The following is a 25,378-nucleotide window of genomic DNA, read 5'->3' on the forward strand; positions in this document are numbered from 1 at the left end:
GCGCTGTCCGCCGGTTCAGCCTGGTTGCCCCAGCAGCGGTGCGGGCCGTGCGCCGGCCTTGGCCAGCAACAGCTGGGCGGTGCCGATGGCACGCTCCAGAAAGCCCCCCTCGCAGTAGCACAGGTAGAACTCCCACAAGCGGTAGAACGTGTCGTCATAACCCAACGCCTGCAACGGCTGGCGCGCCTGCTGCAGGTTCTGGTGCCAGCAGCGCAGGGTGCGCGCATAGTGCAGGCCGAATTCTTCCATGTGGTGCAGGTTCAGATCGGTGTCGCGGCCCATCACCTGCAGCATCACCCCCACCGAAGGCAGGGCGCCGCCCGGAAAGATGTAGCGCTGGATGAAGTCGACCGAGCGGCACGCCTGTGCGTAGCGCTGTTCGCGGATGGTGATGCTCTGCAGCAGCATCAGGCCATCGGGCTTGAGCAGCCGCGCGCATTGCCTGAAGTAGCTGCTGAGGTAGCGATGGCCGACAGCTTCGATCATCTCGATGGAAACCAGCTTGTCGTACTGGCCCTGCAGGTCGCGGTAATCCTCCAGCAGCAGGGTGATGCGGTCCTGCAGGCCGGCTTCGTCGATGCGTCGACGGGCATAGGCGAACTGTTCGGCCGACACCGTGGTGGTGGTTACCCGGCAGCCGTGGTGGCGTGCCGCGTAAATGGCCAGGCCGCCCCAGCCGGTGCCGATCTCCAGCAGGTGATCGTCGCGGGTGAGGGCGAGTTTCTGGCAGATGCGCTGCAACTTGTAGTGCTGGGCCTGTTCCAGGGTATCGTCTGCCCCCTGAAACATGGCCGCCGAGTACATCATGCTCGGGTCCAGCAGGCGCTCGAACAGTTCGTTGCCCAGGTCGTAATGGGCGGCGATGTTGCGTCTGGCGCCGCGCCGGGTATTGCGGTTGAGCCAGTGCAGGCCATGCAGCAGCGGGCGCCCCAGGCGTGCCAGCCCGCCTTCCAGGCCGTCGAGTACCTCCAGGTTCGCCACCAGCACGCGGACCACGGCGGTAAGATCCGGGCTGGTCCAGTAGCCGTGCACGTAGGCTTCGCCTGCGCCAATCGAGCCGTTGCTGGCCACCAGGCCCCATAGCGCGTCGTCCACTACCTGGACATGCCCTTGCAGGTTCGCGCCGGCGTCGCCGAAGTGGTGCACCACATTGGCTTCGATGACCACCAGTGCGCCGTGGCGCAGGCGTTCGAGCTGGCGCAGCACAGCGCGCCGCAGCAGCATCACGCCGATGCCGTTGCCGGCGGACGCGAAGCGTTTTGCCGGGATTGCCTCAGGGCTCTTCATGGGGGGTGTCCTTTGCGCTGTCGGGTGCATTGATCGGTTTGGCTCGCCGCCAGGTGCCCCGGGCGGCGAAGTGGTCGAACAGGCGATGACGCTTGAGCAGCAGGCGCAAGGCCTGCCAATGGATGGCCAGCAGGGTCTTGGCGGTCATCCACGGGAAGCTCAGCAGGTGCCGGTGCAGGCTGCGTCGGTCCAGGTCGATGCGCGCCAGGTTCAGCACGGCGCTGAACACCCGGGTGTGTGCCTGCCAGTCCTCCATGCGCACACGGATACGTGCTGCAGGTGTGCAGAAGTGCATGCGGTATTCCAGGTCGGCGGGCAGGAACGGCGACACATGAAACGCCTTGGCCACGCTGAAGTTCCACGGCCCCGGGCCGTCGGCGGGCAACACGTAGTGAAAGCGTTCGCGCCAGGGCGTGTTGGTGACCTCGCAGAGAATCGCAGCCAGACGCCCGTCACCTTCAAAACAGTAGAAAAAGCTCACCGGGTTGAAGGCCAGGCCCCAACTGCGGGGTTGGGTCAGTACGCACACCGGCCCTTGGGGGCGGTGGTGCAGCACCTGTTCGAGCAGGTCCAGCACGGCGCTCTTGAGGGGCGTGCCCTGGTGAGTGGCGGCTGGCAGATAGTCCCGCTCGTCGAAGGCAAAGGGGCTCCACCGGCCCCTGCCGGCCAGCCTCGACAGCGCCGGCAGTTGCGCCTGCTCGTCCAGGTCCAGGTACAGCAGGCCGATGCGGTAGGCAAAGCCGAAATCCCCCCTGGCGGGGCGGCGGTGGCTGACCCAGCCCTGGTAGAGCGCGCTGTTCACAACTGCTCACCAAATTGGGCGGCCACGCGCAGCGCGCTGACCACGCCGTCTTCATGAAAGCCGTTGCCCCAGTACGCGCCGCAGTAGTAGCTGTGTCGGGCACCGCACAGTTCGGCGTGACGCGCCTGGGCCCGTACCCCGGCAAGGCTGAACTGCGGGTGGGCATAGGTGTAGCGGCCAAGGACCTTGCCGGGGTCGATGGCGCCGGTCTGGTTGAGGCTCACGCAGAAGGTCTGCGGGGCATCGATGCCCTGCAGAATGTTCATGTTGTAGGTGACGGCGGCCGGCTGGGACTGCGAGCCGCCGAGGCGGTAGTTCCAGCTGGCCCAGGCCAAGGGGCGACGCGGCAGCAGGCGGGTGTCGGTGTGCAGGACCACGTCGTTGTCGGCATAGCGCAGCGCGCCAAGAATCTCGCGCTCGGCCTGGCTGGGATCATGCAGCATCAGCAGCGCCTGGTCGCTGTGGCAGGCGAACACCACCTTGTCGTAACGCTCCATGCCTGCTCGGCTGAACAGGCTGACACCGTCGGCATCGCGGGTCACGCCCAGTACAGGGCAGTTGAGGCGAATGCGTTCGGCAAACGGTGCGCACAGCGGGGCCAGGTAACTGCGCGAGCCACCTTCCACTACCCGCCATTGCGGGCGGTCGTTGACCGACAGCAGCCCGTGGTGCTTGAAGAAGCGCACGAAAAACTGCAGCGGGAAGCCCAGCATCTGCGCCAGCGGCATCGACCAGATGGCGGCTCCCATCGGCACGATGTAGTGGTCGATGAAGCGCTCGCCGTAGCCGTTCATGTACAGGTAGTCGCCCAGCGAAAGGGTGTCGTTGACTCGCTGCTGCTCCAGGTCGTTCAGGGCCTGGCGATTGAAGCGCAGGATGTCGTAGAGCATGCCCCAGAAGGGCGGCGACAACAGGTTGCGGCGCTGCGCGAAGAGGCTGTTGAGGGTGTTGCCGTTGTACTCGTGGGCGGTCTGCGGGTCGTGGACCGAAAAGCTCATTTCGGTAGGGCGCGAGGCGATGCCCAGCTGATCGAGCAGGCGGATGAAGTTGGGGTAGGTCCAGTCGTTGAACACGATAAACCCGGTATCCACCGCGTAGTGTCGCTCGCCAAGCTGCACGTCGACGGTATGGGTGTGCCCGCCAATCCGGTCACTGGACTCGTACAGCGTGATGGTGTGCTGGCGCTGCAGCAGGTGGGCGCAGGTAAGCCCGGCGATACCGCTGCCGATGATGGCTATCTTCATGGGTGGGGTTCCTGGCGCAGTGGCCGTGACAGGTGCTTGCCCAGTACCAGTTGCAGGCTCACCGGCAGCAGCGCGACCAGGCGCAGGCCGGCGATGAACAGGAGCGGAAAGGCAATGGTGTACGGGCGCTTGTACAGGCGCCGGGCAATATGGCGTGCGGCCTTTTCGGCGGGCCAGCACAGCGGCATGGGGAAGTCGTTGCGCCGGGTCAGCGGGGTGTCGACGAAGCCCGGGCTGACCAGCGTCACGGCAATGCCTTCGCGGGCCAGGTCGATGCGCAGCGATTCGAACAGGTAGCGTACCGCGGCCTTGGAGGCGCCATAGGCACCGGCGCGGGGCAGCGCCAGAAAGGTCACGGCGCTGGCCACGGCCACCAGGTGCGGCTGTCGGCCCTGGCGCAGCAGGGGCAGGGCAGCCTCCACGCAGTGGCTGGCACTGAACAGGTTGGAAGCCACCACGCGCTCGACTATGGCGGCTTCGAAGGCTTCGCTGTCCAGGTACTCACAGGTGCCAGCGTTGAGTATCACCTGGTCCAGGCCACCCCAGGCCTGGGCGATCTGCTGGGCGATCGCGCGCACCTGGTCACCCTCGCGAAGGTCGCCCGGTACCACCAGTACCTGGTCGGGGTAGCGCTGCGCCAATGCCTGCAAGGGCTGGACATTGCGCGCGCTGACCGCCAGGCGATGCCCCTGGGCCAGCAGCAGGGGGGCCAGTGCCGCACCAATGCCGCTGCTGGCGCCGGTCAGCCAGATGCGTCTCATGCCAGCCTCCGCTTGAGCCAGCCGATCACGCTGCCCATCACCGGCAGGTGCTCGTACAGCAGCGCCCCGGCGTCGAAGTAGTCATGGTGCAGGTAGACCTTGTCGCGCCACATCAGGTGCGAGCAACCCTGTACCTGAACCGGGCGCCCACCGTTCAGGCGCGCATGCCGGTAGTGCAGGGTCCAGCGCAGGTAGCCCTTCCCGTCGTCGACCTGGTCATAACCGTGGAACTCGAAGCGCACCTGATCGACGTTGGCGTACAGCTGAGCGAAATAATCCTGCAGCGCGGCCATGCCGTGGATCTGATGCAGCGGGTCGCGGAACTGGACATCGTCGCTGTACAACTCGCGCAGCACACCCAGGTTGTGCGCGTCGATGGCGCAGAATCGCTCTGCAAAGCGTTTGAGATACTCGGACATTGCCTGCACCCATGACCATTGTGGTCATTTAGTTGTACATGTGTTGTTATTTGTACAAGATATTTGCAGGTTAGAGGGAAATTTGTACAAGTCAATTCATCCCTGCAGATTTTGCTGCAGGGAGATGGACGCAGGGGCAGGGGCAAGGCGGGGGAGAACGCAGGACGCAGAAAGCAGAAAAGCGCCCCAAGGGGCGCTTTTCAGAAGATGGTGCGAGTGGCGGGACTCGAACCCGCAAGGCTCACGCCGGCAGATTTTAAGTCTGCTGTGTATACCAATTCCACCACACTCGCACGGATCATCCGGCTGCAAGGTCAGGCACAGGGTGTGTGCGACACTTTACCTTCCGGATCAAGGCGGCTTTATAACTCATCGTTATATTCGAGTCAACTCGCGCACCCGCTACTTTGCCATGTAACGCCGCAGCCAGCGACGCGGAATCAGCAGTGACACGATGGCCAGCGCCAGGGCGAAGCCACCGCAGGCCATCAGCGCCGCCAGGCCGTAGCGGTGCTCCAGCAGCCCGCCCAGCACTGCGCCGCCGAACATGCCGGACCACGGCACCAGTTGCACGCGCCAGCCCGGACGCCGCTCCCCCATCAGCCAGCGGCCCAGGCCGCGGCCAAAGCGCGACAGGGCGCCGGTTACATAGGTCAGCCCGATGGGCAGCCCGTTCACCTCTTCGACCGCCGCATTGAGCATGCCCATGGCGATGATCGCGCCCAGCAGCGCCGGCAACTGCGCCTGCGCGCCCCACAGGCCTGCCCCCAGCAGCAGTGCCGCCGACAGGGCGAGCAGCGGCCATGCTCGCTTGGCGCTCAGGCGGGCGATGATCACCCCCAGCGCGTTGCCGGCAATGAAGGCGCCGATCAGCAGGGCCAGGCGGGCCACCAGTGCCCAGTGCGCATCGCCCAGGGCGACGGCCATGCGCGTGGTGTTGCCGCTCATGAAAGAAACGAAATCGCCGGTGGCGAGAAAGCCGATGGCGTCGGTCATGCCCGCCAGCACCGACAGGGCGGCGACGAAAAACAACCCGACGCGGCCCCGGCGCTTGTAGACGAGGGTAGTCAGCGGCCCGCGTTGGCCCTGTGGGCGCTCTGGCAGCATGGGCGTCTCCGGGGCTAGGGTTCGATGCGGTCGGCCACGCTGCGCAACTGGTCGATCGATGCCTGCAGCCCATTGATGCTGCGCTGCACTTCCAGGGCATCCTGCGGGTGGGCCGAGTGCTGCAGGTAGCGCGCATGCCCGGCCATTTCGCGCGCGATCTGCTCCAGATCGGCGGCGGTGTGCTCCAGGTCATCGTGAATGCCTTTCATCCTTGCATCTGTGGTCAACGTCCTTCCCCCGGTTGCGCTTGCACCTGTGGACTATAACAAGTTGCCCCCCGGCCCGGAACGATTTCCCCGGGCACTGCCCGGATAGGTGAGCACCCGTTGACACCGGGCAATCACTGCGCCACTGTTCCGCCAGTGATTTATCGTTCACGTCCTGCAGGTCGATACGACTGTTTCGAAATTACGGAATTGCAGAGGCACCCGGTTGTCTACCTTCTCATTGTCCTCACTGCGGTGCCTGCGGGTTTGCCATGGATTCTTCCCAGCGCTCTGACCTTCAAACCATGCACGCCAGCCGCTATGAGCAGTTGGTGCAGACCGTTGCGGACTACGCCATCTATATGCTCGACCTCGAGGGCCATGTGGTGTCGTGGAACCTGGGGGCCCAGCGCATCAAGGGCTACAACGCCGACGAGGTCATCGGTCGGCACTTCTCGATGTTCTTCACGCCGCAGGATTGCGCCGAAGGCCGGCCTGGCTGGTTGCTCAATCGTGCGCTGAGCACCGGCGGGGCACAGGACGAAGGCTGGCGCATGCGCAAGGACGGCACGCAGTTCTGGGCCCTGGCGGCACTGGATGTGATTCGGGACGAGCAGGGCGAGGTGGTCGGGCTGGCGAAAATCACCCGCGACATCACCGATCGTCGGGAAGCCGCATTACAGTTGGACGCCATGCGTGCGCAGCTGTTCCAGTCGCAGAAGCTGGAAGCCCTCGGCCAGCTTACCGGGGGCATGGCCCACGATTTCAACAATCTGCTCACGATCATCATCGGCTCGGCCAAGCTGGCCATGACCTCTCGCGACCCGCAGCGTACCGAGCGCCTGTTGCAGCATATCGTCGATGCCGGCGAACGCGGCAGCCAGGTGACCCAGCAGTTGCTCGGGTTTGCCCGGCGCAAGGTGCAAAGCACAAGCCGGGTCGATGTGGCGCAGTTGGTCCGGGCGAGCCAGGCGTTGCTGTCCCAGGCGCTGCCCAAGGGCATCGAATTGCTGGTGGATATCCAGGGCGAGGTATCGGATATCGAGGTGGACAGCGGCCAGTTGCAGATGGTGCTGCTCAACCTGATCTTCAACGCCCGTGACGCCATGGATGCCGAGGGGCGCATCGAACTGGTTGCACGCAACCAGGTGCTGCAGGGGGAGTGGGACGGGCTGGTTGGCGATCATGTGCTCATCAGCGTGCGCGACCCCGGACGTGGTATCGATGCTGCGGTGTTGCCGCGCATTTTCGAGCCGTTTTTCACCACCAAGAGTTTTGGCAAGGGAACCGGCCTGGGGTTGAGCCAGGCCTACGGTTTTGCCAAGCAGAGCAACGGTTGCATCAGGGTCGAGAGCGAAAGCGGTCGCGGCACCTGCATGACCCTGTGCCTGCCGGCATGGCAGCCACCCCAGCCCGACAACCTTCAAAGCGAGTGAACCTATCGTGGAGCAGCTCAAGCGTCTTGCTACAGGCATCGAAGGTCTGGACGACCTGCTCAAGGGCGGCCTTGTGGCCGGCTCGTCCTATATCGTCCAGGGTCGCCCGGGCTCGGGCAAGACCATCCTGGCCAACCAGTTGGCGTTCAACCATGTGGCCACGGGCGGGCGGGTGCTGGTGGCGACGCTGCTGAGCGAGTCCCATGAGCGTCTGTTCCAGTACCTGTCCACCCTGAGCTTTTTCGACCCTGCGCTGGTGGGCAACCAGCTGCAGTTCTTCAGTGCCTTCGATACCCTCGAAAGCGAGGGGCTGGAGGCGGTGGTCAAGCTGCTGCGCGGTGAAATCGGCCGCCAGGGCGCCTCCCTGCTGATTGTCGACGGCCTGCTCAATGCACGTTCACGCGCCGAAAACGTGCTCGACACCAAGAAGTTCATTTCAGAGCTGCAAGGCCATGCCGCGTTTGCCGGCTGCACCTTGCTGCTGCTTACCAGTTCGCGCCTGGATGACGGCAGCCCGGAACACACCATGGTCGATGGCGTCATCGAGCTGGGCGAGGACCTGTACGGCGCACGTTCGGTGCGACGCATCCAGTTGCGCAAGACCCGCGGCAGCGGGGCGCTGTCCGGGGTGCACGAATGCGAGATCACCGAGCAGGGGCTGAAGGTGTATCCGCGCCTCGAAGCACTCTACAGCCACCCCTCCAGCCCGGGCAGCGAGGTGTTGACCCGCGTCGGCACGGGCCTGGCCAGTCTCGATGGCTTGCTGGGCGGGGGCTTTCCCAGCGCTTCGGTCTCGCTGGCGATGGGGCCGTCGGGCATTGGCAAGACCTCCCTGGGCCTGAGTTTTCTGGCCGGTGCCACAGTGGCCGAGCCGGGCCTGCATTTCGGCTTCTACGAGACCCCGCAGCGCTTGCGCATCAAGGCCAAGGCCATCGGTATCGATCTGCCGGCACTGGAGAAAAGCGGGGCGGTGCACCTGGCGTGGCAGCCCACTACCGAAGGGTTGCTCGATGGCGTGGGCGCCCGTTTGCTCAGCCATGTACGCAAGCACCGCATCAAACGGGTGCTGATCGACAGCCTGGGCGCGTTTGCCCGGCTGGCCACCAACCAGGGGCGGCTCAACGAGTTCTTCCGTGCGCTGATGGGCGAGCTGCGTGCCGAGGATGTGACGGTGTTGGCGACCTGGGAGATGCGCGACCTGTTCGGCTCTGAAATCAACGCACCCGCGTCGGAGCTGTCGTCGATCGTCGACAACCTGTTCCTGATGCGTTTCGTCGAGCTGGACGCCGAGCTCAAACGCTTGCTGTCGATCCTCAAGGTGCGCGACAGTGAATACGATCCGGCCCTGCTGGAGCTGGTCATCCGTTCGACAGGCATCGAGCTCGACAAGGCGTTCGTTCAGGCGAGCGCGGTGATGTCGGGCACCGCTTCATCGGCGCAAGGGGCATGAAAGCCCTGGGCTGGCAGCCATGAGCACGATTCTGGTCGTGGACGACGAGTATGTGATCGCCGATATCCTGGGGTATGCCCTGGAGGACGCCGGCTACAAGGTCGAGAAGGCGCCCAATGGCAAGACGGCCCTGGACGTGCTGGAGAAGGTGCGAATCGACCTGGTCATCACCGACTACATGATGCCGATAATGAATGGCGAGGAGTTGGCCAAAGCGATTCGCAGCAATGCGCAGTTTGCGGACCTACCGGTCATTCTCATGAGCGGGGCCCAGGCAAGTATCGGCAAAGCCATACCTGACCTGTTTTCTGCAGTGTTCGACAAGCCGTTCGATACTGCCAGCATGGTGGCCAGGGTCAGGGCATTCATCGGTGTGGCGGAGGCCGGGCGGGATACGCCAGAGCTTCAGTGAACCGTGTTGCCGGGACCAAGCGCATCCGTGCGACTCGATTAGCCCTGGTTACTGATGATCATCCCCCTTCTCCGGCGCCGGGCTGCCGGCTTGAATGCGCTTGTAAATCTCTTCACGGTGCACCTGGACATCTTTGGGTGCATCGATGCCGATCCTCACTTGCATCCCCTTGACCCCTAGAATGGTGACCTTGATGTCATCATTGATGACGATGCTTTCGCCAACTTTGCGGGTGAGTATCAGCATGTACTTCTCCTTGGTAACTTTGAATGCCTTGCAGGCGGTAGCTGCACAGGCCGGGTGTGCGCGGTGGCACAGCCGTCTTTCCCTTCATTAAAGACGCATTCGATGGAAATTAATTCCCCGAGCACAAGATTCTGTTGAGGTCTTTAGTCACAGGTTCCGATTGGGCAGATGGGCAATTACGCACAACCGGTATCGCCCATGGACGCAAGCATAGGGGGCTTCAACGCATATGGGAAATTTCTCTGCCTGATGGGGGATATGTCTTTTTTCTATGGAACGGCGGCGTTTAAAAAGTAGGGTTATTTAATGTGCTAGTTAATGATTTTCATTCGTATCACATGCATTCAATGTCATGAGAAAACGTGCCAGGGCCACCTCGGCCAGCTCCATGCGCTGGCGCGCCCGTGGCCGTGGCAGCGCGTGGAGCTCGCCCAGCACGAAGCGCTCCAGCAGCGCCGGGTGCACATAGCTGCGCCGGCATACGGCGGGGGTATTGCCCAGTCGCGACGCCACCTGCTTGAGCATGGCCACGATCTGTCGGCGCGCTTCGGTTTCCGGTTGCCATTGCAGCTCGCGCAGCAACTCCAGCGCCAGCGCGCTGCCGGCCCAGGTGCGATAGTCCTTGGCGGTGAAGTCGGCACCGGTCAATTGCTGCAGGTAGGCGTTCACGTCCGCCGAACCGACGGTGTGACATTGCCCCAGCGCGTCCTGCCACTGGAACAGGTCCTGGCCCGGCAGTTCCAGGCAGCGCTTGACGATGCGTGCCAGGCGCCGGTCCTTGAGGGTCACCTGGTGCTCGATGCCGCTCTTGCCGCGAAAGCGAAACCGTATCGCGCTGCCTTCGACCTGCACATGGCGAGTGCGCAGCGTGGTCAGCCCGTAGGAGCGGTTGTCGCGGGCATACTGACGGTTGCCCACGCGGATCAGCGTGTTGTCGAGCAGGCTGACCACCAGTGCCATGACCTTTTCGCGGTCCAGGCCTGGCCGCGCCAGGTGCTCGTCGAGTTGCTTGCGCAGCCGCGGCAGGCGTTTGGCGAAGGCCAGCATGCGGTCGTACTTGTGGCTGTCGCGCAGTTCGCGCCAGTCGGGGTGATAGCGGTACTGCTTGCGACCACGTGCGTCGCGTCCGGTGGCTTGCAGGTGGCCGCGCGGGTCGGCGCAGATCCATACATCGGTATAGGCCGGCGGTATGGCCAGCGCCTTGATGCGGGCCAGGGTATCCGGTGCGGTGATGCGCTGGCCGTGGGCGTCGAAATAGGCAAAGTGCTTGCGCAGCAGGCGCCGATGGAAACCGGGGCGGCTGTCATCCACGTAATGCAGGCCACTGGGCAAAGGGGGCAGGTCGACACTCATGCTGGGCGCTCGCGTAGGGGCTCTGACGATGGACAGCAGCCGTTCGCGCAAGTTAGCCCAGCAATGCCACCGATTTTATCTGCGCCCACAACTGCTGGCCTTCGTGCAGCCCCAGCTGGTCGCTCGAGTAGCGCGTCACCCGCGCCAGCAGGGCTGTGCCATCGGCGTCCAGGCTCACCAGCATCTGCGCCGGGTTGTCACCGGCGCGCAGCGCGCACACGCGCACCGGCAGGCGGTTGAGAATGCTCGAACGGCTGTCGTCGGCCAGGCTCAGGCTCACGTCGCGTGCCTGGACCTTGACCCGCAGGCGCGCCCCCGGGGCCAGCGCCTCGTGGGTGAGGCGCAACCTGAGGTCGCTGCCCGGCAGTTTCAGGTCCAGCAACTGGTAGGCCGCGTCGTGGGCGTCCACCTCGCCCTCGATGACCACCCCGGCGTCCTCCTGCAGGGCCAGCGGCAGGTCCAGGCGGGCCAGGGTCTGGCTGATCGGCCCGCTGGCCTGCACCTTGCCCTGTTCGAGCAGCACCAGGTGATCGGCCAGGCGCGCCACTTCGTCCTGCGCATGGCTGACGTAGATCAGCGGGATCTGCAACTGGTCGTGCAGGCGCTCCAGGTACGGCAGGATCTCGCGTTTGCGCGGGCCGTCCAGGGCTGCCAGGGGTTCGTCCATCAGCAGCACCTTGGGGCTGGTGAGCAGCGCACGGGCGATCCCCACGCGCTGTCGTTCACCGCCCGACAGGGTGTCCGGCTTGCGCGCGAGCAGGTGGCTGATGCCCAGCAGCTCGCAGGCGTGCTCCAGGCCGACCTGGCGCTGGTGCTGGGCGATGCGTCGCCAGCCGAAGATCAGGTTGTTCTTCACGCTCAGGTGGGGGAACAGGCTGGCTTCCTGGAACACGTAGCCGATGGGGCGTTGGTGGGGCGGCATGAAGTACTGGCGTGCGGAATCCTGCCAGACCTCGCCATTGACCTCGATGTAGGCCTGGTCGGCCCGCTCCAGGCCTGCCAGGCAGCGCAGGCAGGTGGTCTTGCCCGAGCCCGAATGGCCGAACAGGGCGCTGACACCGCGCCCGGGCAGTTGCAGGTCGACATCCAGCCGGAAATCGTCGAAGGCCACCTGCAACCGGGCCTGGATCAATGCACTCATCGGTCAGCTCCAGGCCGGCTTGCCGCGGCGGCTGGCGTACAGCGCCAGCAGCACCAGGAACGAGAACACCAGCATGGCGCCGGCCAGCCAGTGGGCCTGCATGTACTCCATAGCCTCGACATGGTCGAAGATCTGCACGGAAACCACGCGGGTCTTGTCGGGAATATTGCCGCCGATCATCAGCACCACGCCGAACTCGCCGACGGTGTGGGCAAAGCCCAGGATGCTCGCGGTAATGAAGCCAGGGCGGGCCAGGGGCAGCACCACGCTGAAAAAGCAGTCCCACGGGCTGGCGCGCAAGGTGGCAGCCACCTCCAGCGGGCGCTCGCCAATGGCGCTGAACGCGTTTTGCAGCGGTTGCACCACGAACGGCATCGAGTACACCACCGACCCGATCACCAGGCCTGTGAAACTGAACACCACGGTGCCCAGGCCCAGCGCCTGGGTGGCCTGGCCAAGCCAGCCGTGGGGTCCCAGGGCGATCAGCAGATAGAAGCCGATCACCGTGGGCGGCAACACCAGGGGCAGGGCCACGATCGCCCCGATCGGCCCGCGCAGCCAGGAGCGCGTGCGCGCCAGCCACCAGGCGATCGGGGTGCCGATCAGCAGCAGGATCAGGGTAGTCAGCGACGCCAGCTTGAACGTCAGCCAGATGGCGCCCAGGTCGCTGGCGTCCAGTGGCATCAGAGTTCGTAGCCGTACGACTTGATCACTTCAGCGGCCTTGGGGCCCTTGAGGTAATCGACCAGCGCCTTGGCGGCGGCGTTGTCCTTGCCCTTGTTGAGAATCACAGCGTCCTGTTTGATCGGGTCGTGCAGGTTGGCCGGCACGATCCAGGCCGAGCCGTTGCTGACCTTGCCGTCCTTGTAGATCTGCGACAGCGCCACGAAGCCCAGCTCGGCGTTGCCGGTGGAAACGAACTGGAACGCCTGGGTGATGTTCTGGCCTTCGACCAACTTGCCCTTGGTGGCCTCGGTCAGGTTCAGCTTGGCCAGTACCTGCGTGGCGGCCAGGCCGTAGGGCGCGGCCTTGGGGTTGGCGATGGACAGGTGCTTGTAGTCGTTTTTCTTCAGGACTTCGCCCTTGTCATCCACATAGCCCGCTTTGGGCGACCACAGCGCGAGGGTGCCGATGGCGTAGGTAAAGCGCGAGCCCTTGACGGTTTCGCCTTCGTTCTCGAGTTTTTCGGGGGTGGTGTCGTCGGCCGACAGGAACACCTCGAAGGGCGCGCCATTCTTGATCTGCGCGTAGAACTGCCCGGTAGCGCCGAAGGAGGCGACCAGCTTGTGGCCGGTGTCCTTTTCGAAATCCTTGGCAATAGCCTGGATGGGCGCGGTGAAGTTGGCCGCGACGGCCACCTGGACTTCATCGGCCCAGGCGCTGTTGAGGGTCAGCATGCCGAATACGGCGGTCAGGGCAAAACGAGGGGCGCGCATTCTCATCAAACAGCTCCATGTGCATGAGGTAATCGTTATGCATTGGAATATATAGCGATTGCCCGACAAACGGAAAGATCTGTTTTACCGTGACATCAATGCCAGCGCCTTTTCTGCCAGTTGGCGCGTCAGTTCGGCTGCCGGCAGGGCTTGGCCAAGGCGCAGCGCCTGGCCGGCCCACAGGTTGCTGAAATCGCTGTTGCCCTGCGGCTCGCTGATGGCGCGAAGGGGCATCAAGGCGCCGCCGGCCAGGGGGAAGGCAGGGGCCAGGGGGCTCATCGGGCCCAACTCACGCATGATGCGGGTATTGATGCCGCGTGCCGGGCGCCCGGTAAACAGGTTGGTGAGCGCGGTATCGCTGGCCTGTGCGCTGTGCAGTGCCTGGCGATGCGCGGCCGACACCTTGGCCTCGGGGCAGAACAGGTAGGCGGTGCCCACCTGAACGGCCGAGGCGCCCAGTGCGAAGGCCGCCACAACACCGCGGGCATCGCCGATGCCGCCAGCCGCGATCACCGGAACCTTGACCGCATCGGCCACCTGGGGCACCAGCGCCAGGGTGCCGATCTGGGTGGTGAGGTCATCGCTCAGGAACATGCCGCGGTGCCCACCTGCTTCATAGCCCATGGCGATGATCGCGTCGCAGCCATGGGCTTCGAGCCAGCGTGCTTCCTCGACCGTGGTGGCACTGGACAGTACCTTGGCCCCGCTGGCCTTGACCCGCGCCAGCAGCTCGGGCGCAGGCAGGCCGAAGTGAAAGCTCACCACTGCAGGCTTGCAGTCTTCCACCAAGGCACAGCCCGCTTCGTCGAAGGGCGCGCGATTGGAGACCGGGGTGGTGGCGCCGAAGTCGGCACCCACTTCTTCGTAGTACGGCTTGAGTGCCTGCTTCCAGCGGATTGCACGTTCGCCATCGGTGGCGGGTGGCCGATGGCAGAAGAAATTGAGGTTGAGCGGGCCGCGACTGGCCTGGCTGAAGGTCGCGATCTCCTGGCGTATCTGCTCGGGGGTGAGCATCGCGCATGGCAGCGAGCCCAGCCCCCCGGCGTTACTGACCGCGATGGCCATGGCCGACCCCGTGGCGCCCGCCATCGGTGACTGGATGATGGGCAACTCGATACCGAGCAGGTCGAGGATACGTGGGTCCGGCCATTGGCTCATCGCGGGGCTCCTTGTGTGGGCGTGGGTTACAGCGCCTTGCTTACCTTGATGTCGGTGATCTTGCTGAAGTCTTCGCCGTGCAGTTTGCGCAAGGCTTCCTCGACCTGCTGTGGCGCCGTGCTGCTGAGCACGGCGAAGTCGAAACGACGCTCGCCGCCGAGGTTGTACTTGATGACGTACTTGATGTTTTCGCTCATGGGGTTATCTCAGCTTCGACGACGAACGGCGGATGATCTTGATCGTGTGGGTGAAGGTCGGCTTGCTTACCGCCGACAGGGCACGCGGGCCGACGGTGTCGATGGTGATGTTCCAGAAGCCGTCGCTGGGCACGGTGATCTTCGCCGGGAAGTCGACGAAGGCGCCGCCGTGATAGGTATGCCGGCCGCCATTCTTGAAGCTGCGGAAGTTGGCATCGTTCATCAGGCGGATATTGCAGCGCTGGGAGCAGTGGATGACGACGATGTCGTCTTCATTGAGGTGCTCGCGCTGGTGTACGAATTTCATGTCGCTCTCCGCAAGGGATCTTTTGGCAAATCAAAACGATAGCACGATGTCGGGTTACACTGTGGGGCTGAGTGCCAAGGCCAGAGATAAAACTGCCAATCCAGGGAGCAAATCGGCCTGGCCATGGTCCAACGGTTTTTTATGGAGGGGTACCGATGAAATGGGTTGTACCAGCGCTGGCAGTTGCGCTGACCGGTTGTGCCAATGTAGCCGAAATCGAACAGAGCCCCGAGACCATGAGCGTGATCTCGGGCAAGTCGCCACGCGAGTTTGCCACCTGCGTTCAGCAAAAACTGGCTGATAGCCGTGGCCCGCTGACCATCGAGGAGCGGGGTAGCGGCCTGCGCGTGGTGGTTCCGCAGAAGCTCTCGGACAAGTCCCCGGCTGCAGTGCTGGAGATCAGCGAGCGCTCGAGTGGCAGCGCGGTCAAGTTGCATGAGCGGTTGAGCAATTTTCCCCTGCGCCCGGGGGATGTCAAAGCGGCTGTGAGCGTGTGCATCTCCAAGTGATTGCGTGAGCCGCGTTTAAACGATTCAGTGGTTGTCCCTGCATTTTTCTGTGCCTGCCCGCGTTGTAGCGCTGGCCGGATAGGCCTAGTATCGGTAGGCTTATATTTTATAAGTCTAAGCTTATAACAAGAAAAATGGAGTCCGTGATGATCCCACTGGATCGAATCCTGATAGGCAGCCTGCTGTTGCTTTCAATGCAAGCCGCCACTGCCGCCGATGGCCAGAAGATATTCACCCAGGGAGGGGAGAACCCCTCTGCCATGGCCTGCATGAGCTGCCATGGCCCCGATGGCCTGGGCATGGCCGCCGCCGGCTTCCCACGCCTGGCTGGCCTGCCGGCCGCCTATGTGAGCAAACAGCTCAAGGACTTTCGTGACGGCAGCCGCAAGCAGCCGATCATGGAGCCGCTGGCCAAGGCCCTGAGCGACGCCGAGATCAGCGCCATCAGCGCCACGCTGGCGGCAATGCCGGTACCGCCCACCCCTGATACCCGTCGCCAGCAGATGGCAACCGACCCGGTCGAGTCGCTGGCGCTTTACGGCGACTGGAGCCGAGGCATCCCCGGGTGCGTGCAATGTCACGGGCCGGGTGGTGTGGGGGTAGGCGAGCACTTTCCGCCATTGGCCCACCAGCCTGCCAGCTACCTGGCCGGGCAACTTGACGCATGGCGCGACGGCCGGCGCAGCAACGACCCTAACCAGTTGATGGTCGGTGTCGCCAAAGCCCTGACCGATACCGAGGTCAAGGCGCTGGCTGAATACTTTGCCACCCGCGCCAGCCAGGAGGCCGCCCAATGAATCGCTTGCTACTCACTACCCTGACCCTGTTCATGGGCGGCGTTCAGGCGGCCCCGATCGCCATGGAAGACCAGTCGCAACTGAAGGTGGCGCCGGCCAGCACGCCTGCCAGCTTCAAGCCCCCCGCCGAAAGCGAGTTGCCCGACAACGCCTTCGGCAAGATGGTGCGCGACGGCTATGCGCTGTTCGTCGACACCAAGCGCCTGGCCCCCGAGTATGTTGGCAACGGCCTGAACTGCAGCAACTGCCACCTGGATCAGGGGCGGCTGGCGCATTCGGCGCCGCTGTGGGGGGCTTACCCGATGTACCCTGCCTATCGCAAGAAAAACGACAAGGTCAACACCTTTGCCGAGCGTATCCAGGGCTGCTTCCAGTTCAGCATGAACGGCAAGCCGCCGGCGGCCGACAGCCCCGAGATGACGGCGTTGTCGGTGTATGCCTACTGGCTGGCGAGCAAGGCACCGATCGGCGTCGAGACACCGGGGCGTGGCTACCCGGAGGTCGACAAGCCTGCGCAGGGCTATGACATCAAGCGCGGTGCCCAGGTGTATCAGCAGCAGTGCGCCATCTGCCACGGCGACAGCGGCCAGGGCCAGAAGGTGGCCAAGGACTATGTGATGCCACCGCTGTGGGGCAAGGACTCCTACAACTGGGGTGCCGGCATGCACCGCATCAACACGGCGGCCTCGTTCATCAAGCACAACATGCCGCTGGGCAAGCCAGGCACGCTGACCGACCAGCAGGCCTGGGACGTGGCGGCCTTCATCAACGCGCATGAGCGCCCTCAGGACCCGCGCCTGGTCGAAGGCTCGGTGGAAAAAACCCGGCTCAAGTTCCACGCCAATGACGGCGTCAACCTCTATGGCCAGAAGGTCGACGGGGTGCTGATCGGGCAGGGCACAGGCGGCTAGAACGCTCGCCCATCCGCGTATCCAGGCCTGCCTGCGGGCCTGGATACGCGGATTATTTGCAACCTGCGGGAACTATCTACACTGAGTTTTTCTCTATCATTCATTCGGCCGGGCCACGGGGGCATTGTAAGCGCATCGCCGCCTGATTAGACTGCGCCGAATTTCGTACTGCACAGCCCCTTGTTAAGGACGTTTATGATCAAGAAATGCTTGTTCCCGGCAGCCGGTTACGGCACCCGCTTCCTGCCAGCAACCAAAGCCATGCCAAAGGAAATGCTGCCAGTGGTGAACAAGCCACTGATCCAGTACGGCGTTGAAGAAGCGCTGGACGCTGGGTTGAACGAAATCTCCATTGTCACCGGCCGCGGCAAGCGCGCTCTGGAAGACCATTTCGACATCAGCTACGAGCTGGAAAACCAGATCAAGGGCACCGACAAGGAAAAGTACCTGGTCGGTATTCGTCGCCTGCTCGACGAGTGCTCGTTCTCCTACACCCGCCAGACCGAAATGAAAGGCCTGGGCCACGCTATCCTGACCGGTCGCCCGCTGATCGGTGACGAGCCGTTCGCCGTGGTGCTGGCCGACGACCTGTGCGTCAACCTCGACGGTGACGGCGTGCTCAAGCAGATGGTCAAGCTGTACAAGCAGTACCGCTGCACCATCGTTGCGATCATGGAAGTCGACCCGCAGGAAACCAGCAAGTATGGCGTGATCGCCGGCGACCTGATCGGCGACGACCTGTACCGTGTACGCAACATGGTCGAGAAGCCAAAGCCGGAAGACGCCCCGTCGAACCTGGCGATCATCGGCCGCTACATCATGACCCCGGACATCTTCAAGCTGATCGAAGAGACCGAGCCGGGCAAGGGCGGTGAAATCCAGATCACCGACGCCCTGATGAAGCAGGCCCAGGACGGCTGCGTGATTGCCTACAAGTTCAAGGGCAAGCGTTTCGACTGCGGTGGCGCCGAGGGTTACATCGACGCGACCAACTTCTGCTTCGAAAACTTCTACAAGACCGGCAAGGCCTACTGAGTTCACTCGGTCGGTTGCGTCACAAAGCCACCTTCGGGTGGCTTTTTTGTTTATGGGCCTGGCTGGCGGTATGCTGGCGGCCTGCCAAGGAGACTGATATGGCCTACGATTTTGATCTGTTCGTGATTGGCGCCGGTTCCGGCGGTGTGCGTGCAGCACGTTTTGCTGCCGGTTTCGGCGCAAAAGTGGCGGTGGTCGAAAGCCGCTACCTGGGCGGCACGTGTGTCAACGTCGGCTGCGTGCCGAAAAAACTGCTGGTGTACGGCGCGCACTTTGCCGATGACTTCGAGCAGGCGGCAGGCTACGGCTGGTCGCTGGAAGATGCACAGTTCGACTGGGCACAGCTGATCGCCAACAAGAACCGTGAAATCGAGCGGCTCAACGGCATCTACCGCAACCTGCTGGTCAACAGTGGCGTGACCCTGCTCGAAGGCCACGGCCGCCTCACCGGGCCCCATGAGGTCGAGGTGGACGGCACGCGCTACAGCGCGAAGAACATCCTGATCGCCACCGGCGGCTGGCCACAGATTCCGGACATCCCCGGGCGCGAGCTGGCCATCAGTTCCAACGAGGCGTTCTACCTCAAGACCTTGCCCAAGCGTGTGCTGGTGGTGGGGGGGGGTTACATCGCGGTGGAGTTCGCCGGAATCTTCCAGGGGCTGGGCGCCAAGACCAGCTTGCTCTACCGGGGCGACCTGTTCCTGCGCGGCTTCGATGGCGCAGTGCGTACGCACCTGAAGGAAGAGCTGGAAAAACGCGGTCTCGACCTGCAGTTCAACAGCGATATCCAGCGTATCGACCAGCAGCCCGATGGCAGCCTCAAGGCGACCCTCAAGGATGGTCGCGAGCTGATTGCCGACTGCGTGTTCTACGCCACCGGCCGGCGCCCCATGCTCGATAACCTGGGGCTTGAGAACACCGAAGTGCAACTGGACAAGCGCGGCTACGTGCAGGTCGATGACCAGTACCAGACCGACGAGCCGTCGATCCTGGCCATTGGCGATGTGATCGGCCGCGTGCAGCTCACTCCGGTGGCCCTGGCCGAAGGCATGGCCGTGGCGCGGCGCCTGTTCAAGCCGGAGCAGTATCGCCCGGTGGATTACCAGAACATCCCGACGGCGGTGTTCAGTCAGCCGCCGATCGGCACCGTGGGCCTGACCGAGGAGCAGGCGCTGGAGGCGGGGCACAAGGTGCAGATCTTCGAAAGCCGCTTCCGGCCAATGAAACTGACCCTCACCGACGTGCAGGAGAAGACCCTGATGAAACTGGTGGTCGATGCCGACACCGACCGCGTGCTGGGCTGTCACATGGTCGGGCCGGATGCCGGCGAGATCATCCAGGGCCTGGGCATCGCGCTCAAGGCCGGGGCGACCAAGCAACAGTTCGACGAAACCATCGGTGTGCACCCGACAGCCGCGGAGGAGTTCGTGACGCTGCGTACGCCTACGCGCTAAGCGGTGCCTCCAGCGCGGGTCAAGCCCGCTCCCACAGCGATTGCAACGGTCTTTGTGGGAGCGGGCTTGGCCCGCGATCGCATCAACATAAATCGTCTATCTGAACTGAGCTTTATAGCCAAAACCAATCACCAGCATCAGCTTTGCCAATGAGCGCTATCGGCGATGAATGGTTAGGATTCTCCCATCAAGTTTTTCAACCCTGAGGAGAGTCACCGATGCCTATCATCAACAGCCAGGTCAAACCGTTCAACGCTACTGCCTACCACAACGGCGAATTCGTCCCTGTTTCCGAAGCCGACCTGAAGGGCAAGTGGTCCGTGGTGTTCTTCTACCCGGCCGACTTCACCTTCGTCTGCCCGACCGAACTGGGCGACCTGGCCGACAACTACGCTGAATTCAAGAAGCTGGGCGTGGAAATCTACGGTGTGTCGACCGACACCCACTTCACCCACAAAGCCTGGCACGACACCTCGGAAACCATCGGCAAGATCCAGTACCCGCTGATCGGTGACCCGACCCACGTCATCTCGCGCAACTTCGACGTGCTGATCGAAGAAGCCGGCCTGGCCGACCGCGGTACCTTCGTGATCAACCCTGAAGGCCAGATCAAGATCGTCGAACTCAACGACGGCGGTGTAGGCCGTGATGCCAGCGAGCTGCTGCGCAAGGTCAAGGCTGCCCAGTACGTCGCTGCCCACCCAGGCGAAGTCTGCCCGGCCAAGTGGAAAGAAGGCGAAGCTACCCTGGCGCCTTCGCTGGACCTGGTCGGCAAGATCTAAGACCGTGAACCAGCCGAGGGCGGGCCACCGCACCTGAAGTCTGTCCCGCCCCGCAAAACGCCCGGGCGACTCTGCCCGGGCGTTGTTTTTTCTACCGTTTGAAAAGGAATCGCCCGTATGTTGGACGCCACGCTTAAAACTCAGTTGAAAGCCTACCTGGAGCGGGTCACCCAGCCGATCGAGATCGTTGCCTCCCTCGACGACGGCGCGAAGTCCCGTGAAATGCACGACCTGCTGCGGGAAATCGCCAGCCTGTCGGATCTGATTACCTTGCGCGAGGACGGTGCCGACGCCCGTCGCCCGTCGTTCTCGCTCAATCGCCCGGGGGGCGATATCAGCCTGCGCTTTGCCGGCATCCCCATGGGCCACGAATTCACCTCGCTGGTGCTGGCGCTGCTGCAAGTCGGTGGCCACCCCTCCAAGGCGAGCGCCGAGCTGATCGAACAGGTCGCCGGGCTCAAGGGTGAGTTCAACTTCGAAACCTACTTCTCGCTGTCGTGCCAGAACTGCCCGGACGTGGTGCAGGCGCTGAACCTGATGGCGGTACTCAACCCCAACGTGCGCCATGTGGCCATCGACGGCGCGCTGTTCCAGGCCGAAGTCGAGGCACGCCAGGTGATGGCAGTGCCAAGCGTCTACCTCAATGGCGAAGTGTTCGGCCAGGGCCGCATGGGCCTGGAGGAGATCGTCGCCAAGCTCGACACCGGCACCAGCGAGCGCCAGGCCGAGAAACTCAATGCCAAGGACGCCTTCGACGTGCTGGTGGTCGGTGGTGGGCCGGCAGGCGCGGCAGCAGCGATCTACGCGGCCCGCAAGGGCATTCGCACCGGCGTGGCTGCCGAGCGCTTCGGCGGGCAGGTGCTGGACACCATGGCCATCGAGAACTTCATCTCCGTGCAGGAGACCGAAGGGCCGAAGCTGGCCACGGCGCTGGAAGAGCACGTCAAGCAGTACGACGTCGACATCATGAACCTGCAGCGCGCCGATGCGCTGGTGCCGGGCCAGGACGGCGCGCTGCACCAGGTGCGCATGGCCAACGGTGCCACGCTCAAGGCCAAGACCGTGATCCTGGCCACCGGCGCACGCTGGCGCGAGATGAACGTGCCGGGCGAAAAGGAGTACCGCAGCCGTGGCGTGGCCTACTGCCCGCACTGCGACGGCCCGCTGTTCAAGGGCAAGCGTGTGGCGGTGATCGGTGGTGGCAACTCCGGCGTGGAGGCGGCCATCGACCTGGCCGGCATCGTCGCCCATGTCACGCTGATCGAGTTCGACAGCCAGTTGCGTGCCGACGCGGTGCTGCAGCGCAAGCTGCACAGCCTGGCCAACGTGACCGTGATCACCAGCGCCTTGACCACCGAAGTGCTGGGCGACGGCCAGAAGGTCAACGGGCTGCGCTACAAGGACCGCAACAGCGACGTGCAGCATGACATCGCGCTGGAAGGGATCTTCGTCCAGATCGGCCTGCTGCCCAACACCGATTGGCTCAAGGGCACCCTCGAGCTGTCGCCCCGTGGCGAGATCATTGTCGATGCGCGGGGCCAGACCAGCGTGCCGGGCGTGTTTGCCGCCGGTGACGTGACCACGGTGCCCTACAAACAGATCGTGATCGCGGTGGGTGAGGGGGCCAAGGCATCGCTGGCAGCGTTCGACCACCTGATCCGTACCAGCGCTCCGGCCTGAGGCGCATCGCCGGCCTTGCCGGCCCGTGACGGTGCAACAACGCAAAAGCCCTGACAGGTCAGCCTGTCAGGGCTTTTGCGTGGCCTATTCGAACAGCGACCGGCCCTTGTCCAGTTGCTGGTCGACCAGCGACTTGCCCAGTGCAATCGACGCGCGCTGGGCGTTTTCCAGGTCGGCCAGAAACAGAGGCGCGTGGGCACACAATCGCCGGGTGCTGTGCTTGTCTGGGGAGGTGATGCGGCATCCGACTTCGAACGGCAGGGGAATGCCGGCATGCGGAACCACGTTTGCCGTGACCGTGTAGTTGCGGTGGACACATTCAAGGGTGTGCATGAGCGCTACCTCGCTGTGGTGGCTTCAACCGGTATCAGCTCCGGTATACCACAGCCAGGTGCGCCGGGGCGGCGCGCCGACGAGCGCGCCCCCGGGGCCGCTGTCAGAACTCGGTCGGCTGGATGATCTCTACCCAGTAATCGTCCGGGTCCTTGATGAAGGCCAGGTGCTTCATGCGCCCGTCGCTCAGGCGCTTCTGGAAGTTCACGCCTAGCTGTTCGAAGCGCTCGCAGGCCGCGCGGATGTCCGGTACGGCAATGCAGATATGGCCGAAACCGCGCGGGTCGGTGTTGCCGTTGTGGTAGGCGAACGCGGGATCGTTTTCGGTGCCGTGGTTGTGGGTCAGCTCGAGGATGCCCGGGATCGACTTCATCCACTCGGTACGCTTGGCCGGGTCGGCCGGAATCTGCGCCTTGTCCACCAGCGCCAGGAAGTACAGGCTGAATTCGGCTTCCGGGAAGTCGCGTTTTTCCACGAGGCTGAAGCCCAGAACGCGGGTGTAGAAGTCCAGGGACTTGGCGACGTCCTTGACCCGCAGCATGGTGTGGTTGAACACGAAGTTGTGGGTCGCGGCATCCGGTTGCGCGGTGACGCCGGGGAGGGTGTCGAGGTTTTGCAGGCTCATGGGCACTCCGCAGATAGGGCCGGCGCTTGGCGCGCCAGCAAAACAGTCAGGGAGCAATGATACGGAACTGAAGCGATTGCGCAAACGGTTTGCGCCCCGTCGGCCAGGCCTGACGGGGCGCAAGAATTAGAAGCCCGCCGAAGCGGGCGTATGGGGCGCTAATCCTTTAGCAGTCTTCATCCTGAGCCAGTACATGTGAAAAAAGTGTGAAGTACTGTTTCACTTGCGCAACCAGCTGTCGACTGTCTGTGCGCCGTACTCCTGCTTCCATGCCTTGAGGCCGTGGTGATTGCCGCCCTTGGTTTCGATCAGCTCGCCGGTATGCGGATTTTCATAGACTTTCACCACGCGCGCACGGCGTTGTTTGGGCGCGCTGGCAGGCCGGCGCGTAGTGGCCGCCGGGTCGAGAATATTGATGATGTCGCGCAAGCCCTTGTCATAGGTTTTCATCAGGCTGACAAGTTTCTGCTCGAATTCGATTTCCCGTTTGAGGCCGGCGTCTTTTTTCAGTGCCTCCAGTTGAGCAAGCTGTTCCTGAAGGGCTTTTTCGGCAGCACGAAACTCTGCAAGTCTGGACACTGTCATCTCTCCTGTTGGTCGGTAAGGGCCGTGCGCGGCGCAACCGCTTGAGGCCGCTATTGATGCCGCGTCACCGGGTAGAAAACAAACAACACAGTAAAAAGAGTGTAGTCAATCGCCCTGCGATAAACATCAAACTTTTACGACAACACACTACGGAACTTTCTTATTGCACAGTGCTCGCCACACTAAAGAATTAATTACCGCATCGGCATCTGTTCTAGACCATGGTCCAATGGCCCGTGCCAGAGCGCTTTGGAGATAATAAGCGGTCGCTGCCTAGTTGTGTGCAGCGGCCCTTGCCCAGCCCCGTCGGGGCTGATGGATACCTTGCCCTTCGTTCTGGATACTGCTTTTCATGCGTGCCCCAACTCCCTTCATTGCCCAACGCCCGGTGGTCGGCGCGTTGTTGTCCTTCGTTACTGTTTCGGCCCAGGCCAGTGGTTTCCTGCAAGACAGCAGTGTCAACATCGAGGCGCGCAATGTGTATTTCAATCGTGACTTTCGTGACGGTCACACCGCCTCCTCCCAGGGCGCGTCGAAACGTGAAGAGTGGGCGCAGGGTTTCATACTCAACGCGCAGTCCGGGTATACCCAGGGCACCGTGGGCTTTGGTATCGATGCGCTGGGCATGCTGGGTTTCAAACTCGATTCCAGCCCGGCCGACAGCAACAGCGGGCTGCTCCCGTCCAGCGGCCACAACCCGCGCCATTCGGCCGATCAGTACGCAAAACTGGGTGTGGCCGGCAAGGTGCGTTACTCGCAGACCGTATTGAAATACGGTGCCATGCTGCCGGACATGCCGCTGCTCAAGTACAACGACGGGCGCCTGTTGCCCACCATGTTCCATGGCGCGATGCTGACGTCCAGAGAGGTCGACAACCTCACCTTCAGCGCCGCGCGGCTCGACAAGTACACTGCCCGCGATTCGACCGACCAGCAAGATATCCGCGTGCACTGCAAGAACAAGCGCTATGCCTGCGACACCCGCGCCGACCACTTCGACACGGCCGGGCTGGAGTACCGCTTCAACGAGCGCCTGAGCGCGCAGTACCAGGTGGCCAAGCTCGAAAACATCTATCGCCAGCATTTCCTCGGGCTGGTGGCCAGCCAGCCCTTGAGCGTGGGCCGCCTCTCGGCCGACCTGCGCCTGATCAAGAGCGACGACATCGGTCGTGCCCGTGCCGGCGACATCGACCACCGCGCCTTCAGCGCCATGCTTGGCTACAGCCTGGGCGGGCACAAGCTCAGCGCCGGCTGGCAGCGCATGTACGGCGAGAACGCCATGCCGTACCTCGATGGCAGCAACCCCTACCTGGTCAACTACGCCCAGGTCAACGACTTCGCTGCGGCCCAGGAGCGGTCCTGGCAGGTGCGCTACGACTACGACTTCAAGGCAGTAGGGCTCGAAGGCCTGAGCTTCCTGAGCCGCTACATCAGCGGCGATCACGTCAAGGTGCCGGGCAGCCCGGCACAGGGCAAGGAATGGGAGCGGGACAGCGAACTCAAGTACCAGGTGCAGAGCGGCACCTTCAAGGACGTCAGCGTGCGCCTGCGCAACTCCACCTACCGCAGCAACTACGAGAAATTCGCCCGCGACATGGATGAGACCCGGGTGATCGTCAGCTACAACTTCTCCGTACTGTAGGCGCAGGCTTTGCCAAGTGGCGCGGGCCGGTCGACAATGGCCGCGCGCCCCTGGGAGAGCTTG

Annotated in this window: 29 protein-coding genes and 1 tRNA gene; 11 read left to right on the top strand and 19 right to left on the bottom strand. The window is 63.4% G+C overall.

Annotated features, from left to right (window positions below):
- Positions 1-15: 15 nt before the first annotated feature.
- The 8 genes from NJH59_RS16880 to NJH59_RS16915 form a co-directional block, all read right to left on the bottom strand.
- On the bottom strand, positions 16-1,287 hold the full coding sequence (locus NJH59_RS16880) for a cyclopropane-fatty-acyl-phospholipid synthase family protein (protein WP_104572582.1): 1,272 nt from the start codon (positions 1,285-1,287) through the stop codon (positions 16-18).
- On the bottom strand, positions 1,274-2,089 hold the full coding sequence (locus NJH59_RS16885) for a DUF1365 domain-containing protein (protein WP_253087062.1): 816 nt from the start codon (positions 2,087-2,089) through the stop codon (positions 1,274-1,276). Before NJH59_RS16885 ends, NJH59_RS16880 begins: the two co-directional genes overlap by 14 nt.
- Positions 2,086-3,333, bottom strand: coding sequence for an FAD-dependent oxidoreductase (locus tag NJH59_RS16890; protein WP_253087063.1), 1,248 nt, complete (start codon positions 3,331-3,333; stop codon positions 2,086-2,088). Before NJH59_RS16890 ends, NJH59_RS16885 begins: the two co-directional genes overlap by 4 nt.
- A complete protein-coding gene (locus tag NJH59_RS16895; RefSeq protein WP_253087064.1) occupies positions 3,330-4,094 on the bottom strand; it encodes an SDR family oxidoreductase in 765 nt (254 codons plus the stop codon). Before NJH59_RS16895 ends, NJH59_RS16890 begins: the two co-directional genes overlap by 4 nt.
- On the bottom strand, positions 4,091-4,513 hold the full coding sequence (locus NJH59_RS16900; RefSeq protein ID WP_043861725.1) for a nuclear transport factor 2 family protein: 423 nt from the start codon (positions 4,511-4,513) through the stop codon (positions 4,091-4,093). Before NJH59_RS16900 ends, NJH59_RS16895 begins: the two co-directional genes overlap by 4 nt.
- Positions 4,514-4,721: 208 nt before the next feature.
- Positions 4,722-4,806, bottom strand: a tRNA-Leu gene (locus NJH59_RS16905).
- Positions 4,807-4,915: 109 nt separating this feature from the next.
- Positions 4,916-5,620 carry a YoaK family protein gene (locus NJH59_RS16910; protein WP_043861726.1) on the bottom strand — a complete coding sequence of 235 codons (705 nt, stop codon included), beginning with the start codon at positions 5,618-5,620 and terminating at the stop codon, positions 4,916-4,918.
- Positions 5,621-5,634: 14 nt separating this feature from the next.
- A complete protein-coding gene (locus NJH59_RS16915) occupies positions 5,635-5,829 on the bottom strand; it encodes a hypothetical protein (RefSeq protein WP_043861727.1) in 195 nt (64 codons plus the stop codon).
- 269 nt (positions 5,830-6,098) lie between these two features.
- Between NJH59_RS16915 and NJH59_RS16920 the strand changes: the two genes are divergently transcribed.
- Genes NJH59_RS16920 through NJH59_RS16930 form a run of 3 tightly spaced genes read left to right on the top strand, consistent with a single transcriptional unit; the run spans position 6,099 to position 9,124 of the window.
- Entirely contained in the window at positions 6,099-7,262 is a 1,164-nt protein-coding gene (locus NJH59_RS16920; RefSeq protein WP_054914300.1) for a nitrogen regulation protein NR(II), read from the top strand.
- A 4-nt stretch (positions 7,263-7,266) separates the two neighbouring features.
- On the top strand, positions 7,267-8,712 hold the full coding sequence (locus NJH59_RS16925; protein WP_253087068.1) for an ATPase domain-containing protein: 1,446 nt from the start codon (positions 7,267-7,269) through the stop codon (positions 8,710-8,712).
- A gap of 19 nt (positions 8,713-8,731) precedes the next feature.
- A complete protein-coding gene (locus tag NJH59_RS16930) occupies positions 8,732-9,124 on the top strand; it encodes a response regulator (protein WP_054914301.1) in 393 nt (130 codons plus the stop codon).
- A gap of 48 nt (positions 9,125-9,172) precedes the next feature.
- Here the strand turns inward: NJH59_RS16930 and csrA are convergent, their stop codons facing one another.
- The 8 genes from csrA to NJH59_RS16970 all read right to left on the bottom strand — a co-directional run bounded on the left by csrA (position 9,173) and on the right by NJH59_RS16970 (position 14,962).
- Entirely contained in the window at positions 9,173-9,370 is a 198-nt protein-coding gene (gene csrA / locus NJH59_RS16935) for a carbon storage regulator CsrA (protein WP_043861731.1), read from the bottom strand.
- A 315-nt stretch (positions 9,371-9,685) separates the two neighbouring features.
- Positions 9,686-10,723: a DNA topoisomerase IB gene (locus NJH59_RS16940; RefSeq protein ID WP_054914302.1), complete on the bottom strand. Its 1,038-nt coding sequence runs from the start codon at positions 10,721-10,723 to the stop codon at positions 9,686-9,688.
- Positions 10,724-10,775: 52 nt separating this feature from the next.
- Positions 10,776-11,864, bottom strand: a complete 1,089-nt coding sequence (gene modC / locus NJH59_RS16945) for a molybdenum ABC transporter ATP-binding protein (RefSeq protein ID WP_078481840.1) — start codon at positions 11,862-11,864, stop codon at positions 10,776-10,778.
- A 3-nt stretch (positions 11,865-11,867) separates the two neighbouring features.
- Positions 11,868-12,548: a molybdate ABC transporter permease subunit gene (modB, locus tag NJH59_RS16950; protein ID WP_054914304.1), complete on the bottom strand. Its 681-nt coding sequence runs from the start codon at positions 12,546-12,548 to the stop codon at positions 11,868-11,870.
- The gene (gene modA / locus NJH59_RS16955; protein ID WP_100632574.1) at positions 12,548-13,306 is read right to left on the bottom strand and encodes a molybdate ABC transporter substrate-binding protein; all 759 of its coding nucleotides are present in this window, start codon (positions 13,304-13,306) and stop codon (positions 12,548-12,550) included. The genes modB and modA overlap by 1 nt, the downstream gene beginning before the upstream one ends.
- Positions 13,307-13,384: 78 nt before the next feature.
- Positions 13,385-14,458, bottom strand: coding sequence for a nitronate monooxygenase family protein (locus NJH59_RS16960; protein ID WP_253087065.1), 1,074 nt, complete (start codon positions 14,456-14,458; stop codon positions 13,385-13,387).
- A gap of 26 nt (positions 14,459-14,484) precedes the next feature.
- The gene (locus tag NJH59_RS16965; protein ID WP_253087066.1) at positions 14,485-14,655 is read right to left on the bottom strand and encodes a hypothetical protein; all 171 of its coding nucleotides are present in this window, start codon (positions 14,653-14,655) and stop codon (positions 14,485-14,487) included.
- Positions 14,656-14,659: 4 nt separating this feature from the next.
- Complete coding sequence (locus NJH59_RS16970; RefSeq protein WP_043861737.1) at positions 14,660-14,962, bottom strand: DUF1883 domain-containing protein; 303 nt, start codon at positions 14,960-14,962, stop codon at positions 14,660-14,662.
- Positions 14,963-15,117: 155 nt separating this feature from the next.
- Between NJH59_RS16970 and NJH59_RS16975 the strand changes: the two genes are divergently transcribed.
- The 7 genes from NJH59_RS16975 to ahpF all read left to right on the top strand — a co-directional run bounded on the left by NJH59_RS16975 (position 15,118) and on the right by ahpF (position 22,130).
- Positions 15,118-15,471 (top strand): hypothetical protein, encoded by a 354-nt coding sequence (locus NJH59_RS16975; protein ID WP_043861738.1) that lies wholly within the window; start codon positions 15,118-15,120, stop codon positions 15,469-15,471.
- A gap of 146 nt (positions 15,472-15,617) precedes the next feature.
- The gene (locus tag NJH59_RS16980; protein WP_100632575.1) at positions 15,618-16,268 is read left to right on the top strand and encodes a c-type cytochrome; all 651 of its coding nucleotides are present in this window, start codon (positions 15,618-15,620) and stop codon (positions 16,266-16,268) included.
- A complete protein-coding gene (locus NJH59_RS16985; protein WP_043861740.1) occupies positions 16,265-17,179 on the top strand; it encodes a c-type cytochrome in 915 nt (304 codons plus the stop codon). The genes NJH59_RS16980 and NJH59_RS16985 overlap by 4 nt, the downstream gene beginning before the upstream one ends.
- Before the next feature lie 195 nt (positions 17,180-17,374).
- Positions 17,375-18,214 carry a UTP--glucose-1-phosphate uridylyltransferase GalU gene (galU, locus tag NJH59_RS16990; protein ID WP_043861741.1) on the top strand — a complete coding sequence of 280 codons (840 nt, stop codon included), beginning with the start codon at positions 17,375-17,377 and terminating at the stop codon, positions 18,212-18,214.
- 98 nt (positions 18,215-18,312) lie between these two features.
- Positions 18,313-19,668 carry a glutathione-disulfide reductase gene (gene gorA / locus NJH59_RS16995; protein WP_088514405.1) on the top strand — a complete coding sequence of 452 codons (1,356 nt, stop codon included), beginning with the start codon at positions 18,313-18,315 and terminating at the stop codon, positions 19,666-19,668.
- Positions 19,669-19,886: 218 nt separating this feature from the next.
- Complete coding sequence (gene ahpC, locus NJH59_RS17000; RefSeq protein WP_043861743.1) at positions 19,887-20,450, top strand: alkyl hydroperoxide reductase subunit C; 564 nt, start codon at positions 19,887-19,889, stop codon at positions 20,448-20,450.
- 117 nt (positions 20,451-20,567) lie between these two features.
- The gene (ahpF, locus tag NJH59_RS17005; RefSeq protein ID WP_236176158.1) at positions 20,568-22,130 is read left to right on the top strand and encodes an alkyl hydroperoxide reductase subunit F; all 1,563 of its coding nucleotides are present in this window, start codon (positions 20,568-20,570) and stop codon (positions 22,128-22,130) included.
- An 84-nt stretch (positions 22,131-22,214) separates the two neighbouring features.
- Here ahpF and NJH59_RS17010 read toward each other — a convergent pair whose 3' ends face one another.
- From NJH59_RS17010 to NJH59_RS17020, 3 genes are all read right to left on the bottom strand, one after another.
- The gene (locus tag NJH59_RS17010) at positions 22,215-22,463 is read right to left on the bottom strand and encodes a hypothetical protein (RefSeq protein ID WP_054914310.1); all 249 of its coding nucleotides are present in this window, start codon (positions 22,461-22,463) and stop codon (positions 22,215-22,217) included.
- 103 nt (positions 22,464-22,566) lie between these two features.
- Positions 22,567-23,088: a lactoylglutathione lyase gene (gene gloA, locus NJH59_RS17015; RefSeq protein ID WP_043861746.1), complete on the bottom strand. Its 522-nt coding sequence runs from the start codon at positions 23,086-23,088 to the stop codon at positions 22,567-22,569.
- Between the two features lie 219 nt (positions 23,089-23,307).
- Complete coding sequence (locus NJH59_RS17020; protein ID WP_043861747.1) at positions 23,308-23,667, bottom strand: histone-like nucleoid-structuring protein, MvaT/MvaU family; 360 nt, start codon at positions 23,665-23,667, stop codon at positions 23,308-23,310.
- A 358-nt stretch (positions 23,668-24,025) separates the two neighbouring features.
- Here NJH59_RS17020 and NJH59_RS17025 point away from each other — a divergent pair, with 358 nt between their 5' ends.
- Positions 24,026-25,315: an OprD family porin gene (locus NJH59_RS17025; RefSeq protein ID WP_196932829.1), complete on the top strand. Its 1,290-nt coding sequence runs from the start codon at positions 24,026-24,028 to the stop codon at positions 25,313-25,315.
- The last annotated feature ends 63 nt before the right edge of the window (positions 25,316-25,378 follow it).

This window comes from Pseudomonas sp. VE 267-6A (assembly GCF_024126555.1).
Taxonomy (GTDB): Bacteria; Pseudomonadota; Gammaproteobacteria; order Pseudomonadales; family Pseudomonadaceae; genus Aquipseudomonas; species Aquipseudomonas palmensis.

Excerpts from the sequence above, each read along its gene's own strand:
- modC (WP_078481840.1), bottom strand. The coding sequence starts at position 11,864 with ATGAGTGCATTGATCCAGGCCCGGTTGCAGGTGGCCTTCGACGATTTC.
- galU (WP_043861741.1), top strand. The coding sequence starts at position 17,375 with ATGATCAAGAAATGCTTGTTCCCGGCAGCCGGTTACGGCACCCGCTTC.
- NJH59_RS16900 (WP_043861725.1), bottom strand. The coding sequence starts at position 4,513 with ATGTCCGAGTATCTCAAACGCTTTGCAGAGCGATTCTGCGCCATCGAC.
- NJH59_RS16880 (WP_104572582.1), bottom strand. The coding sequence starts at position 1,287 with ATGAAGAGCCCTGAGGCAATCCCGGCAAAACGCTTCGCGTCCGCCGGC.
- NJH59_RS16970 (WP_043861737.1), bottom strand. The coding sequence starts at position 14,962 with ATGAAATTCGTACACCAGCGCGAGCACCTCAATGAAGACGACATCGTC.
- NJH59_RS16890 (WP_253087063.1), bottom strand. The coding sequence starts at position 3,333 with ATGAAGATAGCCATCATCGGCAGCGGTATCGCCGGGCTTACCTGCGCC.
- gloA (WP_043861746.1), bottom strand. The coding sequence starts at position 23,088 with ATGAGCCTGCAAAACCTCGACACCCTCCCCGGCGTCACCGCGCAACCG.
- NJH59_RS16930 (WP_054914301.1), top strand. The coding sequence starts at position 8,732 with ATGAGCACGATTCTGGTCGTGGACGACGAGTATGTGATCGCCGATATC.
- NJH59_RS16960 (WP_253087065.1), bottom strand. The coding sequence starts at position 14,458 with ATGAGCCAATGGCCGGACCCACGTATCCTCGACCTGCTCGGTATCGAG.
- NJH59_RS17025 (WP_196932829.1), top strand. The coding sequence starts at position 24,026 with ATGCGTGCCCCAACTCCCTTCATTGCCCAACGCCCGGTGGTCGGCGCG.
- csrA (WP_043861731.1), bottom strand. The coding sequence starts at position 9,370 with ATGCTGATACTCACCCGCAAAGTTGGCGAAAGCATCGTCATCAATGAT.
- NJH59_RS16920 (WP_054914300.1), top strand. The coding sequence starts at position 6,099 with ATGGATTCTTCCCAGCGCTCTGACCTTCAAACCATGCACGCCAGCCGC.
- modA (WP_100632574.1), bottom strand. The coding sequence starts at position 13,306 with ATGAGAATGCGCGCCCCTCGTTTTGCCCTGACCGCCGTATTCGGCATG.
- NJH59_RS16980 (WP_100632575.1), top strand. The coding sequence starts at position 15,618 with ATGATCCCACTGGATCGAATCCTGATAGGCAGCCTGCTGTTGCTTTCA.
- NJH59_RS16895 (WP_253087064.1), bottom strand. The coding sequence starts at position 4,094 with ATGAGACGCATCTGGCTGACCGGCGCCAGCAGCGGCATTGGTGCGGCA.
- NJH59_RS16940 (WP_054914302.1), bottom strand. The coding sequence starts at position 10,723 with ATGAGTGTCGACCTGCCCCCTTTGCCCAGTGGCCTGCATTACGTGGAT.
- NJH59_RS16985 (WP_043861740.1), top strand. The coding sequence starts at position 16,265 with ATGAATCGCTTGCTACTCACTACCCTGACCCTGTTCATGGGCGGCGTT.
- gorA (WP_088514405.1), top strand. The coding sequence starts at position 18,313 with ATGGCCTACGATTTTGATCTGTTCGTGATTGGCGCCGGTTCCGGCGGT.
- NJH59_RS16965 (WP_253087066.1), bottom strand. The coding sequence starts at position 14,655 with ATGAGCGAAAACATCAAGTACGTCATCAAGTACAACCTCGGCGGCGAG.
- NJH59_RS16975 (WP_043861738.1), top strand. The coding sequence starts at position 15,118 with ATGAAATGGGTTGTACCAGCGCTGGCAGTTGCGCTGACCGGTTGTGCC.
- ahpC (WP_043861743.1), top strand. The coding sequence starts at position 19,887 with ATGCCTATCATCAACAGCCAGGTCAAACCGTTCAACGCTACTGCCTAC.
- ahpF (WP_236176158.1), top strand. The coding sequence starts at position 20,568 with ATGTTGGACGCCACGCTTAAAACTCAGTTGAAAGCCTACCTGGAGCGG.
- NJH59_RS17010 (WP_054914310.1), bottom strand. The coding sequence starts at position 22,463 with ATGCACACCCTTGAATGTGTCCACCGCAACTACACGGTCACGGCAAAC.
- modB (WP_054914304.1), bottom strand. The coding sequence starts at position 12,548 with ATGCCACTGGACGCCAGCGACCTGGGCGCCATCTGGCTGACGTTCAAG.
- NJH59_RS16910 (WP_043861726.1), bottom strand. The coding sequence starts at position 5,620 with ATGCTGCCAGAGCGCCCACAGGGCCAACGCGGGCCGCTGACTACCCTC.
- NJH59_RS16915 (WP_043861727.1), bottom strand. The coding sequence starts at position 5,829 with ATGAAAGGCATTCACGATGACCTGGAGCACACCGCCGCCGATCTGGAG.